The sequence below is a fragment of the Kitasatospora sp. Ki12 genome (assembly GCF_054601375.1).
Genome location: NZ_BAAIHT010000003.1, coordinates 356,244 through 370,772, shown reverse-complemented (window position 1 = coordinate 370,772; position 14,529 = coordinate 356,244). Strand labels below are relative to the sequence as shown.

Genomic DNA, 14,529 nt, shown 5'->3' with positions numbered 1-14,529 from the left:
CCCGGGGGCGGTGGCGGGGCACCCGCAGGGCGCGGTCGGGGCGGCGGGTAGGGTGCGTGAACATGACGGAGACGCGGGGCACGCACCCCTCCGAGCCCGCTGGCCCGACCGGAAACGACCTTCACCTCGACCTCCCCGCCACCGGCGGCCGCCGTGCCGCGCTGATGACGGCGCTGCGCGAGGCGATCCGCAGCGGGAGACTGGCACCCGGCACCCGGCTTCCGCCGTACCGCGCGCTCGCCACCGATCTCGGCCTGGCCCGCAACACCGCCGCCGAGGCCTACGCCGAACTCGTCGCCGAGGGCTGGCTGACCGCCCGCCAGGGCTCCGGCACCACCGTCGCCGAACGCGCCGAACCCGTCCCGCCCGCCCGGGCCCGCCGGCCCTCGCCCCGCCCCGGTCCCCGGCACGACCTGCGTCAGGGCCAGCCCGACGCCTCCTCCTTCCCCCGCACCGGCTGGCTGGCCGCCGCCCGCCGGGCACTCACCGTCGCGCCCAACGAGGCCTTCGGCCCCGGCGATCCGCAGGGCCGGCGCGAGCTGCGCACCGTCCTCGCCGACTACCTGGCCCGCGCCCGGGGGGTGCGCACCGACCCGGACCGGATCGTGATCTGCTCCGGCTTCGCCCACGCGCTGCGGCTGCTCTTCGACGGCGCGCGGCCCGTGCTGCCGCCCGCCGAGAACGGCCCGCTGGCCGTCGAGGCGTACGGGCTGGGCTTCCACCGCGGGCTGCTGGCCGCCGCCGGGGTCACCGCGGTTCCGCTGCCGATCGACGAACAGGGCGCCCTCGTCGACGAGTTGGCCCGGCACCGGGACGTCCGTACGGCCCTGCTCACCCCCGCCCACCAGTTCCCGACCGGCGGCCCGCTGCACCCGGGCCGGCGCGCCGCCGTGGTCGACTGGGCGCGCGGGCGCGGCGGACTGATCCTGGAGGACGACTACGACGGCGAGTTCCGCTACGACCGCCAGCCGGTCGGCGCCGTCCAGGGGCTCGACCCCGAGCGGGTGGTCTACCTCGGCAGCACCAGCAAGAGCCTCACCCCGGCGCTGCGCCTCGGCTGGATGGTGCTGCCGGACCACCTGGTCGACCGGGTGCTCGCCGCCAAGGGCGAACGCGAGGGCTGGGCCAGCGCGTTGGACCAGCTGACCCTCGCCGAGTTCATCGACTCCGGCGGCTACGACCGGCACGTGCGCCGGATGCGCCGCCGCTACCGGGACCGCCGCGACCAGCTGGTGGCCGCGCTCGCGGCGAGCGCCCCGCACGTCGAGGTGTCCGGCATCGCGGCCGGTCTGCACGCGGTGCTGCGGCTGGAGCCGGGCACCGAGCGCTCGGTGCTGAAGGCCGCCGCCTACCGGGGCCTGGCCGTCGACGGCCTCGCCGACTTCCGGCACCCGGAGATCGACCCGGCGGCCATGCCCGCCGTGGACGGCCTGGTGGTCGGCTACGCCACGCCGCCCGACCACGCCTACGCGGCGGCGGTCGAGGCACTCTGCGCCATCCTGCCGCCGTCGGTCTGAACACCCTGGGCGAGGCCCGGCCGTCGGACCGGGGGCGTAGGTCTTCGGGCGCCTCGGCAGGGTCCGTTCAGCCGTCCCGACCGATCCGGCCGCTCCGATCGCTCCGATCGGTTCGACCACGTGCGGTACCGTCCGGGGGCGCCTTCGAACCGTCCGACCGGTGTGCCGGGTTGACGCCGGGCGCCGGGCTCCGGGCCTCCCCGAGGGGTGTCGCGGGGTGGTGGAGGACGCCCGAAGGCCCGTGCCGGTACGGGGATCGCAGTCGCGAACGCGTGTTCCACACCTTGTGGTGCCGATGGAAGCGGACCGGGCGAGATTCACCCTATCGGGGGGTACTGGGCGTCCGTACGGCCTTGGCCGGGTCCTGGTGATCTAGGGTTCCGGATGGGCCGCCGGGTGAACGGTGGCCGCATTCGCGACACGTAGCCGACGCCCCCACCAGCCTGCGGATCTGATGATCCGTCACGGCAAGCGCCCAGGGCGGCCCGATGGCCCTGGCCGCGTGACCCGACCACAGGAATGGAGACCCTGCCGATGCCCGTGGACACGAGCCCGGAGACAGAGCAGGTCAAGCAGCAGAGCCTTGCGACGGCAGCTGCCCGCAACCTTGCCACCACGACCAAGTCCGCACCGCAGATGCAGGAGATCACCTCCCGCTGGCTGCTCAAGGTGCTCCCCTGGGTGCAGGCCGCCGGTGGCGCCTACCGGGTCAACCGACGGCTCACCTACTCCGTCGGCAACGGCGTGGTTGAGTTCATCAAGACCGGCTCGCAGGTCCGGGTGATCCCGGGCGAGCTGGGCGAGTTGGCCCTGCTGCGCGGTTACGAGGACGACGAGGTGCTCACCGCGCTGGCCGACCGCTGCCAGCAGCTGGACTTCGGCCCCGGCGAGGTCCTCACCACCCAGGGCGAGGCCGCCGACCGGATCTTCCTGATCGCCCACGGCAGGGTCAACCTGGTGGGCACCGGCAAGTACGGTGACGAGACCGAGATCGGCGTGGCCGCGGACGGCGACCGCTTCGGCGACGACGCGCTGCTGAACCCGGACGCGGCCTGGGACTTCACCGCCAAGACCGCCACCTCCGGTGTCGCCCTCACCCTGACCCGGGCGGACTTCGCCGCGATCCGGGACAACGCGCCGAGCCTGCAGGAGCACCTGCAGGCCTTCCTGGCCCTGCCGCTGCAGGCCCAGAACGAGCGCGGCGAGGCCGAGATCGCCATGTCGGCGGGCCACCACGGCGAGTTCGAGCTGCCCGGCGCCTTCGTGGACTACGAGCTCAAGCCGCGCGAGTACGAGCTGAGCGTCGCGCAGACCGTGCTCAAGATCCACACCCGCGTCGCCGACCTCTACAACCAGCCGATGAACCAGACCGAGCACCAGCTCCGGCTGACCATCGAGGCCCTGCGCGAGCGGCAGGAGCACGAGATCGTCAACAACCCGGAGTTCGGCCTGCTCCACAACGCCGACTTCGACCAGCGGATCCAGACCCACTCCGGCCCGCCCACCCCGGACGACCTGGACGAGCTGCTCAGCCGCCGCCGTGACCCCGACTACCTGCTCGCCCACCCTCGGACCATCGCCGCGATCGGCCGCGAGTTCAACGCCCGGGGCCTGTACCCCACCCACGTCGACCTCGGCGGGCAGCAGGTGCCGGCCTGGCGCGGGGTACCGATCCTGCCCTGCAACAAGATCCCGGTCACCAAGGAGAACACGAGCTCGATCCTGGTGATCCGTACCGGTGAGGACAACCAGGGCGTCATCGGCCTGCACCAGACCGGCCTCCCGGACGAGTACCAGCCCTCGCTCTCGGTCCGCTTCATGGGGATCGACGAGAAGGCGATCATCTCGTACCTGGTCAGCGCCTACTACTCGGCCGCGATCCTGGTGCCGGACGCGGTCGGTGTGCTGGAGAACGTGGAGATCGCGCACCGCCGCCACTGAGGGCGTCGTCGCGACCGAGCGCGCCGCCCCCACTGGGCGCAGGGTCGCCAACGAGCGCGCCGTCGAAGCCGATTGAGCGCGCGGAACAGCGAGCGTGGGCCGTAACCGGTCGGCGCGAAGATCGTTTGACCTGATGACGGACGGTCCGCCCCCGGAGGCGGGCCGTCCGCCTGATCGTGTCTGATCATTTCTGGTCGTACCCAATCGATTGCCGATCGGCCGTCGACCGATGTCGACCTCTCCGCCGGTTGCCCCGGCGGCCTTTCGCTGTGGCGGCCTTACGACCCGGTGGGCGTTCGACCCGGCGGCCGTTCCACCCGAGCCAGTCCCGTTCCCCCAGACGACCCGAGAGGTGCGTGGAGCCCATGTCCCAGCGTCGGCAGTTCCGACGGATACCGCCGCACGGCGGTGGGACGGCGGCCTCCGGGCGGAGGGCGCGACTGATCGGCGCGGCGGTCGGCGTGGTCGCGATGTGCGCGCTGGTCACCGGCGCGACCGCGGCGGGGGCCGAGCACGGCGGAGGGCACCCGCACGGCCCGGGCGTGGACATCTGCGTCTGCACCGGGACGGACGTCTCGATCGGACCGGGCGGCGGAGTCGACGTCGGCGTGGATGTGGACGTCCAGGTCGGTCACGGCCGGCATCACCACCATCACCACCCCCACTGCCCGACGCCGTCTCCGACGCCGTCTCCGACCCCGACGCCGACACCGACCCGCACGCCGACGCCCACCCCGACGCCAACTCCGACACCCACCCCGACCCCGACGCCAACTCCGACACCCACCCGCACGCCGAGCCCGACGCCGCCGCCCACCCCGCCGCCCGCGTCGCCCGCGCCTCAGCCTCCGGCGCCACCCGCGCCCGCACCGCTGCCGCCGGCACCCCAGGCAGCGCCCGCCGTCCCGGCCCCCGTGGTGCCCGCTCCGGTCCCGCCCGCTCCCGTGCCGGACCCGCCGCCGCCCGTCGTGTCGGCGCCCCCGAGCCCGGCGCCCCCGAGTGCGGCCTCACCGAGCCCGGTGCGCCACAGTCCGCTGTGGCCGACTCCGGCGGGGCGTCCGGTGTTCCCCGTCCCGGCGGCGAAGCCGATGGCCTCGCCGGAGCGCCACGGGGGAATGCCGATGACCACCACGGTCCTGATGATCATGGTGCCCGGTGTGCTCGCGGCGGTGGCCCTGCGTCCGGGCCGTGGCGGCGGCAGCGGTCGGGGCCGTTCGAGCCGGTCCTGACCGGCCGCGGGCCCCGGGCCCGCCCCGCGCCCGCCGCTGGTCGGGCCCTGCGCCCGGCACCGGTCGGGTCCCGCGCCCGGCACCGGTCCGGCACCGGTCCGGCCCCGGGCCCGGACCGCCCGCAGATCTTTCCGTCCCGTCACAAGCCAAGCCAGAGAGAGGAGTTCCCATGTCCGAGTGGGTGGCTTTGACCATCGCCATGGCGTCGGCCTGTGCCGTCGTGGTGGCGGTGGTGCTGCTGAGGAACCGCCGGGTGAGCACCGTCGAGGAGAACACCGACGAGACCCCGGACGTCATCGAATACATCACGATGATGATCGGCGTGGTCTACGCGATCGTCCTCGGTCTCGCCATCGCGGGTGTCTGGGAGGCGCGCGGCGTCGCCCAGGACGACCTGTTCCGCGAGGCGCAGTCACTGCGCGAGGTGAGCGACCGCGCGGTGGTCTACCCGGTCGAGTTCCGCGACCAGGTCCGGGCCGACGTGGACGCCTACGTCACGTACGTGGTCAACACCGAGTGGGACTACATGCAGAAGAACGGCGAGGTCACCGAGAAGGGCGACCAACTGCTGCAGAAGCTGCAGACGGACGTCGCCACCCGGCCGCCGGCCTCCGACCTGGAGTCGCAGGCCTACCAGCCGATCATGGACCGGATCAGCCAGGCGTCCAACTCGCGCGACGCCCGCGGCCAGAGCGCCGGTCCGACGATGCCGGGGATCGTCTGGTTCGGCCTGGTCGGCGGCGCGGTGGTGACCGTCGGCATGCTGTTCGCCCTGCAGATCCGGCGCACGCCCAGGGAGTTGGTCCTGGCGCTCTGCTTCAGCTCGCTGATCGCCTTCCTGCTGTTCATGATCTGGGACTTCGACAACCCGTTCGCCCGCAGCGTCTCGGTGACCACCCAGCCGTTCCAGGACCTGTTCCCCATGCTCAACCTCAAGGACTGAGCACCTCGGCGGACGGGTCGGGCCGCTGCCGCACGCCGGGTCGATCCGGGCAGATGATCGTCGGATCATCCGGCCCGGATCGTCGGGGTTCGTACCCGGTGTACGCATCGAGGGGTGTCGAGGGGATCAGCAGCAGTGTCCGACCCGACGCGGACCGTCAGCGCAGGCTGCCGTCGATCGCGTTGAGCAGGCTGCCGGAGGCGTCGTCGTTCTCCAGGGAGAAGGCGAACAGGCCGCCCAACCCCTTGCTCCTGGCGTAGGCGCCGCGGGCCTGGACGGCCTGCGGGGTGTCGCCCGTCCAGAAGTTCGTGCCGTCGTAGACCCAGCTGCTCTCGGTGACCGGGTCCCAGTGGGTCTGCGCCGCCGTCGGGTTGAGCTCCTTCCAGGCCGCCAGACCGGCCTCCTGGCTCAGCGGCTTGGCGGCCGTCGGGCCGGTCGCGCTCTGGTAGAGGCCGGAGTTCGAGCCCGCCGGGACGCCGGTCCAGCCGCGCCAGTAGAACGGGATGCCGAGCACCAGCTTGTTCGCCGGGAAGCCGCCGGGGATGCCGTACTCGGGCAGGCCGGTGGTGTACGCGGCGACCGTGGTGTCCACGTTGTACTTGCGGGTGCCGGGGGTGATCGGCGTGGTCGGGTCGGCCGGGCTGTCGTGCAGCGGGTCCTGGTGGTTGGTCGGGCCCTTGGCGTCCCACGCGCCGTGCATGTCGTAGGACATCACGTCGGCGTAGTCCAGGTAGGCGCCGATCCTGTCGGTCTCCAGCTGGGCGATCTTGTCCTGGCCGCTGGGCAGTGCGGCGGTCAGCAGGTAGCGCTTGCCCTGCGCGGCGCCGAGGGCGTCCAGCTGGGTGCGGAACTCCTTGAGCAGCAGGGTGAAGTTCTGCTTGTCGGCGGGGGAGTAGTGGTTGCCGGTGTGGCCACCGGCCGAGCCCGGGTACTCCCAGTCGAGGTCGATGCCGTCGAAGATGCCCGCGGCCGTGGCCGGGCCGCCCGAGGCGTCGCCGGCGACGCCGGTCGGCAGGTTCCCCTTGAGGAACATGTCGACGCAGGAGGAGACGAACTTCTGCCGGGAGGCATCGGTGGCCGCCGCGTCGGAGAAGTACTTGGAGTACGTCCAGCCGCCGATGGAGATGGTGAACCGCAGGTTCGGGTACCTGGCCTTGAGCTGGCGCAGCTGGTTGAAGTTGCCCTTGAGCGGCTGCTCCCAGGTGTCGCCGCTGCCGTCCACGCTGGTGCCGGGGTTGAAGTCGGCCTGGTAGTCGGCGTACGCGTCGCCCGCGCCGTCACCGGCGTCGGGATTGGACTCGTTGGCCGAGTCGGAGGCCTTCACCGCCTGGAAGCAGGTGAACCTGGTCGGGTCGATGTTGGCGAAGGCGTAGTGGATGAGGTCCAGCCTGGCCGCGGCGCCGCTGGTGGCGACGGACTTCGGGTAGTAGGCGTTCTCGTAGACGCCCCACTGGTCGAAGTAGGCCGAGCGGACGGGCCGTTGGGCGGGCGCAGCGGCGGTTGTGGTGCTCACCGGCGCGGACTGGGCCGAGGCGTGGCCGCCCGAGTAGCCCTGCACGCTGAAGGTGTAGCTCCGGCCCGGCAGCAGGGAGCTGACGGCGACCGAGGTGCCCATCGAGGTGGCGACCAGCTGCCCGTTGGACCACACCTTGTACGCCACCGGGCCGTCGCCGGTGGTGAGCGTGGACGGCTGCCAGGTGAGCACCACGGCGTCGGCGGTGGTCCTGGTCACCGCGAGGCCGGTCGGGGTGGTGACCTTGCCGTCCCCGGCCGGGCCGCTCGCGGTGCCCGTGGGCATCGGGGTGCCGGTGGGCGTCGGGGTGCCGGTGGTGGGAGTGCCGGTCGGGCTGGGGGTCGCCGTCGGGCTGCCGGTGGCGGTCGGGCTGCCGGTGGCGGTCGGACTGGAGGTGGCCGTGGGACTGGAGGTGGCCGTCGGGCTGGTGGACGAGGTGGGCCCGGCCGGGCCGGTCAGCGTGAGGTCGTCCGCGTAGTACGCGCCGGTGCCGTACCAGCCGTGGGTGAAGACGGTGACGGAGGTGGTGGTGGCACCGGTGGTGAAGGTGCTGCTCAGCTGGTTCCAGCCGGTGCCGCCGGGCGTCCAGGCCGAGGCGTTGACGCCGGTCCCGGTGGCGCCCAGGTAGACGTAGCTGCCCTGCACCCAGCCGGCCAGGGTGTACGTGGTGCTGGGCCGGACGGTGACGGTCTGCTGGCACTGGGCGGTGTCGGAGGCCGAGGCCGCGCCGCTGAGCGCGTGGGTGCCGCCGTGCGCCGGGGTGGTGACCACCGAGCCGTTGGCGCAGGTCCAGCCGGACAGGGTGCCGGTCTCGAAGTCGCCGTTGGCCAGCAGGTTGACCGGGGCGGCGGAGGCGGGGCCGAAGGTGAGGGCGAGGGCGGCGCCGCTGGTGGTGAGCGTGGCGGCGAGGGCCAGTGCGGTGGCTCTTCTGCGGTGGGTGGCCCGGCGCCCGGTGCGCTCCTCGGTGGAGCGGTCGGGCCGTGCGGGCAGGACGCGGTCGTGCATGCGGTGGGTCCTCCGGATGTGTGGGGGTTCCGGCGGTGCGGTGGCCCGGACGGGCCGTGGGGAGCCGGCCCGGGCGCGGTGGGGGCGCGGGGGCGGGTGACGCGTGCTGACGGGCGTGCGCGGACGCGGCGGGTGACCGGACCCGGGCACGTCACGACTGAACAGATTGGACTGGACCAATATGCGCCGTCAAGGGTGTCCGTCCGCCGGGCCGTTCCGGGCCCGGGCCGCGGCGGCCGGTAGGTTGACCGGGACGGGCGGGCCCCGTCGAACAATCGTCGAACGAACGTCGAACGGAGGAGGCGCGATGGACAGCCGGGACTGGGACGACCGCTACGCCGCGAGAGAACTGGTGTGGGGCACCGCGCCCAACCAGTGGGTGGTCCGTGAACTGACCGGCCATGCTTCCGGCCACGCCCTCGACCTGGCCGCGGGCGAGGGCCGCAACGCCATCTGGTTGGCCGCCCGGGGCTGGGAGGTCACCGGGCTGGACTTCTCCGCCGTCGCCCTGGAACGCGCCGAACGGCTCACCGCCGACCTGCCCGACGAGGTCGCCGACCGCCTCACCTGGCGCCACGGCGACGCCCGCGCCCTGGAGGCTCCCGCCGCCGGTTACGACCTCGTCCTGGTCGCCTACCTGCAGCTCCCCGCCGGGGACCGCCGGACCGCGCTGCGCCGCGCCGCCCGCGCGCTGGCCCCGGGCGGCACCCTGCTGGTCGTCGGCCACGACCTGAGCAACCTCACCGAGGGCGTCGGCGGCCCGCAGGACCCGGCCGTGCTGTTCACCCCGGAGGACGTCCTGGCCGACCTCGCGGACCTCGGGCTGCACACCGTCCGCGCCGAGCGGGTGCACCGTACGGTCGGCGGGGAGCCGGGGCACAAGGGCGGGGGCGGGGATGGGCGCGGGGGCGGCGGCCGCGTCGCGGTGGACGCGCTGGTCCGGCTGGAGCGGCCTGCCGACTGAGCCCGCGAGGGGCTTCGTGCCGTCCGGGGGTGCGGGGCGGGCGAGTGCGGGGTAGGGGTGCTCCCAGGACGCCGTCGGATGATCATAGGTTTCTACAGTGCTGTAGATTCGCGGCACGCGGGCGGTGGCAGAACGAGGAGGGCACGATGAGCGTTTCGCTGGCCAAGGGACAGAAGATCAGCCTGGAGAAGCCGGGCGGTGGACAGCTGAGCGTGGTGCGGATGGGCCTCGGCTGGAAGGCGGCGCAGCGCAAGGGGTTCTTCGCCAAGCTGCTCGCCGTCGGCGGGGAGATCGACCTGGACGCGTCCGCCGTGCTGTTCGCCCAGGGGCGGCCCGTGGACGTGGTCTTCTTCCAGCACCTCACCAGCAACGACGGCTCGGTGCGACACAGCGGGGACAACCTGGTCGGCGGCGCGGGCGAGGCGGCCGACGACGAGTCGATCACGGTCGACCTGACGAAGGTGTCGTCCGAGGTCGACCAGATCCTCTTCACCGTCAACTCCTTCACCGGCCAGACCTTCCAGGAGGTCGAGGCGGCGTTCTGCCGGCTCGTGGACGAGACCACCGGTGCCGAGCTGGCCCGCTACACGCTCACCGGCGGCGGCCCGTACACCGCGCAGATCATGGCCAAGGTGCAGCGCACGGAGACCGGCTGGCAGATGACCGCGATCGGCCAGCCGGCCAGCGGGCGGACCTTCCAGGACCTGATGCCGGAGCTCGTCAAGCACCTCTGAGCGCGGCGGCGGTGCACGGCTGCCGACGCGGGCCGGGCACCGGGGGTTCGTTCCTTGCTCCGACCCTGGTGCGACACGACGGAGGCGCGGTTCCCGATGCGGAACCGCGCCTCCGTCGTGTCGTGCCCTCGGATCACTTCTTCGGGGCCGCCGAAGGCGAGAGGGAGGGGGCCGGGGTCGCACCGCCGGGCGCGGCGCTCGGGGTGCCGGTGGCCGTCGGGGCGGGGGTCGGGCAGCCCGGGGCGGTGGTGGGCGTCGCCGTCGGGGTGCCGGTGGGCGTGGCGGCGGGGGACGGGGAGCCCGTCGGGGTGGGCGTGCCCGTGGGGGTGCCGGACGGCGTGCCGGTGGGCGTGCCGGTGGGGGTGGCCGTCGGGTCCGGGCAGGCCGTGGGCGTGCCGGTCGGGGTGCCGGTGGGCGTGGTGGTCGGCGTCGCCGTGGGGGTGCTGCTGGGCGTGCCGGTCGGCGTCGTCGTCGGCTGCGCGGTCGGCGAGGGCGAACCGGTGGGCGTGGGCGTCGTGGTGGGGCTCGGGGGCGTCGTCGGCTCGGCCGTCGGCGAGGGCGAGCCGGTCGGCGTGGCGGGTGTGGTCGGCTGCTGGGTGGGCGTCGGCGTCGCGGTCGCGCCGGTGTCCGTCGGGCCGCCGCCCGTCGTGCCGCCGCCGACCGGGAGGTACGGCGAGGGCAGCGAGGGGGACGGGACCGAGGGGCCCGGGCGGTTCGGGACGGTGGTGACCGTGCCGCTGCCGTAGTGCGCCATCCAGTTGCGGACCGTCCGCAGGTACTCGCCCGACTGGTTGTAGCTGAGCACCGCCCGGTCGAGCTGCGCCGGGTCGGCGAGGTCGCGGCCGCCCGCGCACAGGTAGCGGCCGGCGGACTCGGCGGCGTCGAAGACGTTGTTCGGGTCGGCCTTGCCGTCGCCGTTGGCGTCCACGCCCCAGGAGGCCCAGGTGGACGGGATGAACTGCATCGGCCCGACGGCGCGGTCCCAGCGGGAGTCGCCGTCGTAGCGGCCGCCGTCGGTGTCGGCTATCGCGGCGAAGCCGTTGCCGTCCAGCGCCGGGCCGAGGATCGGGGTGAGGGTGGTGCCGGCGGCGTCCACCCGGCCGCCGTTGGCCTGGCCGGACTCGACCTGGCCGATCGCGGCCAGCAGCTGCCAGGGCAGGTGGCAGCCGGGGGTGCGCTGGGCGAGCGAGGTCTCGGCCTGGCGGTAGGCGGCGAGCACGGTGGCGGGCAGTGCGGGCCCGGTGGCCGCGAACGGGCCGGCGTCCGGCGCGCCGGGCAGCGCGCCGGGCGGCTGGGGCAGCTGGACGGTGCCGCCGCCGTCGGCCGGGAGGCCGCCGCCGGGGATGCCGGGAGTGGGGACGCCGGGAGCGGGGGTGCCGAACGGGGAGGCGGCGGTCTGGTAGCGGTCGCTGCCCTGGGTGGTGGTGCCGTTCGCCGGGCCGGTGTCGGCGGCCGCGACCGGCGCGAGCCCGAGGCCCGTCACCTGTGACCCGGTCAGCGCGGCCAGTGCGGCGAAGGCCGCCGCCGTACCCGTGACCCGCTTTCCGATCCGGAGCCTGCGCCCGCCCTGGGTGCTGCCGAACCTCGCCGTCATCCGTGTCCCCTCCCCTTGCCGTCCGGACGTTCCCGGAACGGTTGAGCCCTCGTCATCGTGCCCGCGTCATGCCCGTGTCGTGCCTGCGTCGCGCCCGCGTGGTGCCCGCCCACCTGGTGACGGCATCCGCCACCAGCACGATTAGTATCACGACGATCTGACAGGGACAGGGTGACCGGGAGGCGGCCCGGCGCCCACCGAGGGGTTAACTCGGCACTTCAGCGGGGGTGCGGGCGCTCCGCGGGCCCTCGAGCCGGGCCCCGGCCTGCGGTTCCCGGCCCCCGGGGCCGGCGGCAGCTCCCGTTCCGGTACGCGGAGTCGACCAAGGCTCCAACGGCGGTGGGACGGCAGCCCCGGGCCCCGGACGGCGGTTCGGAGCGCGGGGGTGGTACGTGCGCGGCGTTTCGGGCTCCCGAGGGCGCCCACGGCCGCCCCCTCTGACCTGCCGGAACGCCCGGCGCACCGGACGACCCCTCTAGCAGGACGGGCCCGTGCACGCCAGAGCGCGTCCCCAACTCGGCCCTGGACGGGTGACGTTCTGGTGAAAGTGGGCATGCCAGGAATCGCCGCCCGGCATGCTGTGCCGCGTGATGATGCGGATGGAGGTCCAGCCCGTGAGCGCGAACCTGCCGGAGACCGTCGTCGAGGGAGCGGTCGTCCTGCCGGCACCCCCTCGGGTCGTGGAGGACCTGGCCCGTGACCTGACCCAGGCCGCCGCCGCCGTCCGGGCGGTGTCGCGCACCTGTCGCACCGGCGGGGACGTCGCGGTCGCCGCGTACACCGCCGTGGTGTGCACCGGACCGTCGGCCGCCCGCGCCCTGGAGGAGGCGGCCGCCTGGTGCCGGCAGGCCCCCGAGGCCGAGGTGCACTCGCTGGCCTGGGCCCGGGTGCCGGGGCACCGCGAGGACGTCCACGAGTACCGCGTCACCATGGCCGTCAGCTTCCCGGACGGGGAGACCGGCGAGTACGTCGGCGACACCCATCACGCTCGGCGCTGAGGTCGTATCATCACCCCTATGAACGAGGGGGGTACGAACGACGTGGTGAAGCAGAGCTCCGAGGGCACGGGCGGTGCCGAGGCGAGCGCCGGTGCCGAGGTGAACGCCGACGCCGACGGCCCGCAGGAGCTCTCGCGGACCGCCGCCGTCGTGGTCACCGTGCTGGCCGCGCTGTGCGGTGCGGCGGTGCTGCTGGCCGTGTTCCACTGGCTGGGGTGGAGCGTCCCGTGGATCGGCTGGATCGTCGCCAAGGGCGGGATCAAGCTCGCCGTCGGCGGTTTCGCCGGGCTGGCCGTCGGGCTCTCCTGGCTCCGGTCCAAGCTGCGGGCCCGGCCCAAGGGCTGACCGGCCCGAGGGCTGACCGGCCCGAGGGCTGACCGGCCCGAGGGTTTCCCGGCCCGAGCGTTGACCGGCTCCGCAGCAGCTGACCGGCCGCTGCCTCAACTGGTCTGCGGTGAGGCGCAGGTGAGGTCGCGGGCGGGCGCCTCGTCGTCGAGCAGGTAGCGCTCGACGACGTCACTGACACAGGAGTCGGCCCCGGGGTACTGGCCATGGTCGCCGTTCCCGGTGACGGTGACCAGCCGCGAGCCGCGCAGCGCGCGGTGGGCGCCGAGCGCCGCCTCGTAGTACGTGGCCGGGTCGTGCACCGAGTTGAGCATCAGTGTGGTCGGCAGGTGGGCACCGGTGACCTTGACCTTGGGCGCCGGGGCGACCGGCCAGGAGGCGCAGACCGCGCCGAACGCCAGCGTCCGGGAGCCGACCAGCGGCAGCCGGGCGGTGTTCTCCGCGCCGCGCTTCACCCAGGTGTCCAGGTCCTTGGTCCACGGGGTGTCGGAGCAGGTCACCGCGAAGAACTCGGCGAGGAACTCGGGGCTGAGGTAGCTGTTGAACGCCGTCGCGGCCGCCGTCCTGGTGGCGGCGTCGGCGGTCTGCCAGGTGTCGAGGGTGGTCAGCAGCCCGGCCAGGTCGGGGAAGTGGGACGCCGAGTAGATCGCCGAGATCGCCAGGTTGTCCAGCTGGTTCGGGCCGATCGTCAGCGGGCCCTCGACGATGGGCGAGTCGTGCAGGGCGGCCCGCCGCCGCTCCCAGTGCGCCCGGACCTGCTCCGGGGTCGAGCCCCAGTGGTAGGTGGCGTCCCGGGCGGCCAGCCAGGGCACGAAGTCCTCGTCGAAGCGGCGCTGGAAGCTCATCGGCTGGCCCAGCTGGAACGTCTCCCAGGTGCCGTCGAAGCCGATGTTGCTGTCCAGCACCATCCGCTCCACCCGGTGCGGGAAGAGCGTCCCGTAGTAGGCGCCGATCATCGTGGCGTAGGACGGGCCGTAGTAGCTGATCTTGCGCTCGCCGAGCAGGGAGCGGAACAGGTCGATGTCGTGGGCGGTCTGCTCGGTGTTCAGGTAGGGGATCAGGTCGCCGCTGCGCTCCTGGCAACTCGCGGCCAGCTTCTTGGAGTTGGTGAGGACACGGTCGATCGCGGCGGGGGACCGGTCGCGGTAGTCGCCGGCCAGGAACTCCTGGAACTCCGCCGGGGTCTGGCACACCGCCTTGGTGCTCTGCCCGACCCCGCGCTGGTCGAAGCCCACGATGTCGTACGCGGCGCCGACGGCCGGCGCCGCCTTGGCCAGCCCGGCCGGGCGCAGCAGGCCGGTGCCGCCGGGGCCGCCGGCCGCCATCAGCAGGGTGCCCTTGCGCTCGGCCGGGTCGGTGGCGCGGTGCCGGGAGACGGCGATGGTCAGGTCGGCCCCGACGCCGGGGTGGTGCCAGTCGCGCGGGGCGGCCATGGTCGCGCAGTCCAGGGCGGGCTGGGTGGCGCAGGGCTGCCAGTTCAGGATCTGGCGGGTGTAGCGGGCGGGTGCCGGGTCGGCGTCGCCCGGGTCGCGGGCGGTGTCGGCACCGGCGGTGGCGGGCAGGGCCAGTCCGGCGAGGACGGCGGCGGCCGCGACGAGGGCGACGCGCCGGGCGCGGGGTGCGGTGGCGGCGGCCCGGGCGGCCGCGGTCGTGTCCGCGACGGCTGCTGCGGCGCCTGTGGTGTCTGCGGTGTCTGCGGTGTCTGCGGTGTTCGTCACGGGATCGATCCTGTCCGACCCCGACCTG

11 protein-coding genes are annotated in these 14,529 nt (G+C 74.0%); 7 read left to right on the top strand and 4 right to left on the bottom strand.

Annotated elements, in window-relative coordinates; all coding sequences use genetic code 11:
* Positions 1-62: 62 nt before the first annotated feature.
* Together pdxR and ACYP53_RS32420 are read left to right on the top strand one after the other, a co-directional pair.
* Positions 63-1,517: a MocR-like pyridoxine biosynthesis transcription factor PdxR gene (gene pdxR / locus ACYP53_RS32425; RefSeq protein WP_459650071.1), complete on the top strand. Its 1,455-nt coding sequence runs from the start codon at positions 63-65 to the stop codon at positions 1,515-1,517.
* A 534-nt stretch (positions 1,518-2,051) separates the two neighbouring features.
* Positions 2,052-3,458, top strand: a complete 1,407-nt coding sequence (locus ACYP53_RS32420; protein WP_189921958.1) for a family 2B encapsulin nanocompartment shell protein — start codon at positions 2,052-2,054, stop codon at positions 3,456-3,458.
* An 841-nt stretch (positions 3,459-4,299) separates the two neighbouring features.
* Here ACYP53_RS32420 and ACYP53_RS32415 read toward each other — a convergent pair.
* Positions 4,300-4,605 carry a hypothetical protein gene (locus ACYP53_RS32415; RefSeq protein ID WP_189921956.1) on the bottom strand — a complete coding sequence of 102 codons (306 nt, stop codon included), beginning with the start codon at positions 4,603-4,605 and terminating at the stop codon, positions 4,300-4,302.
* A 251-nt stretch (positions 4,606-4,856) separates the two neighbouring features.
* On the opposite strand from ACYP53_RS32415, the gene ACYP53_RS32410 reads away from it, so the two are divergent.
* Positions 4,857-5,630, top strand: a complete 774-nt coding sequence (locus ACYP53_RS32410; RefSeq protein ID WP_459650070.1) for a bestrophin-like domain — start codon at positions 4,857-4,859, stop codon at positions 5,628-5,630.
* A 157-nt stretch (positions 5,631-5,787) separates the two neighbouring features.
* Here the strand turns inward: ACYP53_RS32410 and ACYP53_RS32405 are convergent, their stop codons facing one another.
* Complete coding sequence (locus tag ACYP53_RS32405; protein WP_459650069.1) at positions 5,788-8,148, bottom strand: glycosyl hydrolase family 18 protein; 2,361 nt, start codon at positions 8,146-8,148, stop codon at positions 5,788-5,790.
* A gap of 307 nt (positions 8,149-8,455) precedes the next feature.
* Between ACYP53_RS32405 and ACYP53_RS32400 the strand changes: the two genes are divergently transcribed.
* Both ACYP53_RS32400 and ACYP53_RS32395 read left to right on the top strand, forming a co-directional pair.
* Complete coding sequence (locus ACYP53_RS32400) at positions 8,456-9,112, top strand: class I SAM-dependent methyltransferase (RefSeq protein ID WP_459650068.1); 657 nt, start codon at positions 8,456-8,458, stop codon at positions 9,110-9,112.
* 146 nt (positions 9,113-9,258) lie between these two features.
* Complete coding sequence (locus ACYP53_RS32395; protein WP_459650067.1) at positions 9,259-9,846, top strand: TerD family protein; 588 nt, start codon at positions 9,259-9,261, stop codon at positions 9,844-9,846.
* Between the two features lie 133 nt (positions 9,847-9,979).
* On the opposite strand, the gene ACYP53_RS32390 is transcribed toward ACYP53_RS32395, so the two are convergent.
* Positions 9,980-11,440 (bottom strand): lytic transglycosylase domain-containing protein, encoded by a 1,461-nt coding sequence (locus ACYP53_RS32390; protein WP_459650066.1) that lies wholly within the window; start codon positions 11,438-11,440, stop codon positions 9,980-9,982.
* Positions 11,441-12,054: 614 nt separating this feature from the next.
* Here ACYP53_RS32390 and ACYP53_RS32385 point away from each other — a divergent pair.
* Positions 12,055-12,438: a hypothetical protein gene (locus ACYP53_RS32385; RefSeq protein WP_189921943.1), complete on the top strand. Its 384-nt coding sequence runs from the start codon at positions 12,055-12,057 to the stop codon at positions 12,436-12,438.
* An 18-nt stretch (positions 12,439-12,456) separates the two neighbouring features.
* On the top strand, positions 12,457-12,783 hold the full coding sequence (locus tag ACYP53_RS32380) for a hypothetical protein (RefSeq protein WP_459650065.1): 327 nt from the start codon (positions 12,457-12,459) through the stop codon (positions 12,781-12,783).
* A gap of 95 nt (positions 12,784-12,878) precedes the next feature.
* Here ACYP53_RS32380 and ACYP53_RS32375 read toward each other — a convergent pair whose 3' ends face one another.
* Entirely contained in the window at positions 12,879-14,501 is a 1,623-nt protein-coding gene (locus ACYP53_RS32375) for an alpha/beta hydrolase (RefSeq protein ID WP_459650064.1), read from the bottom strand.
* Positions 14,502-14,529: the final 28 nt, after the last annotated feature.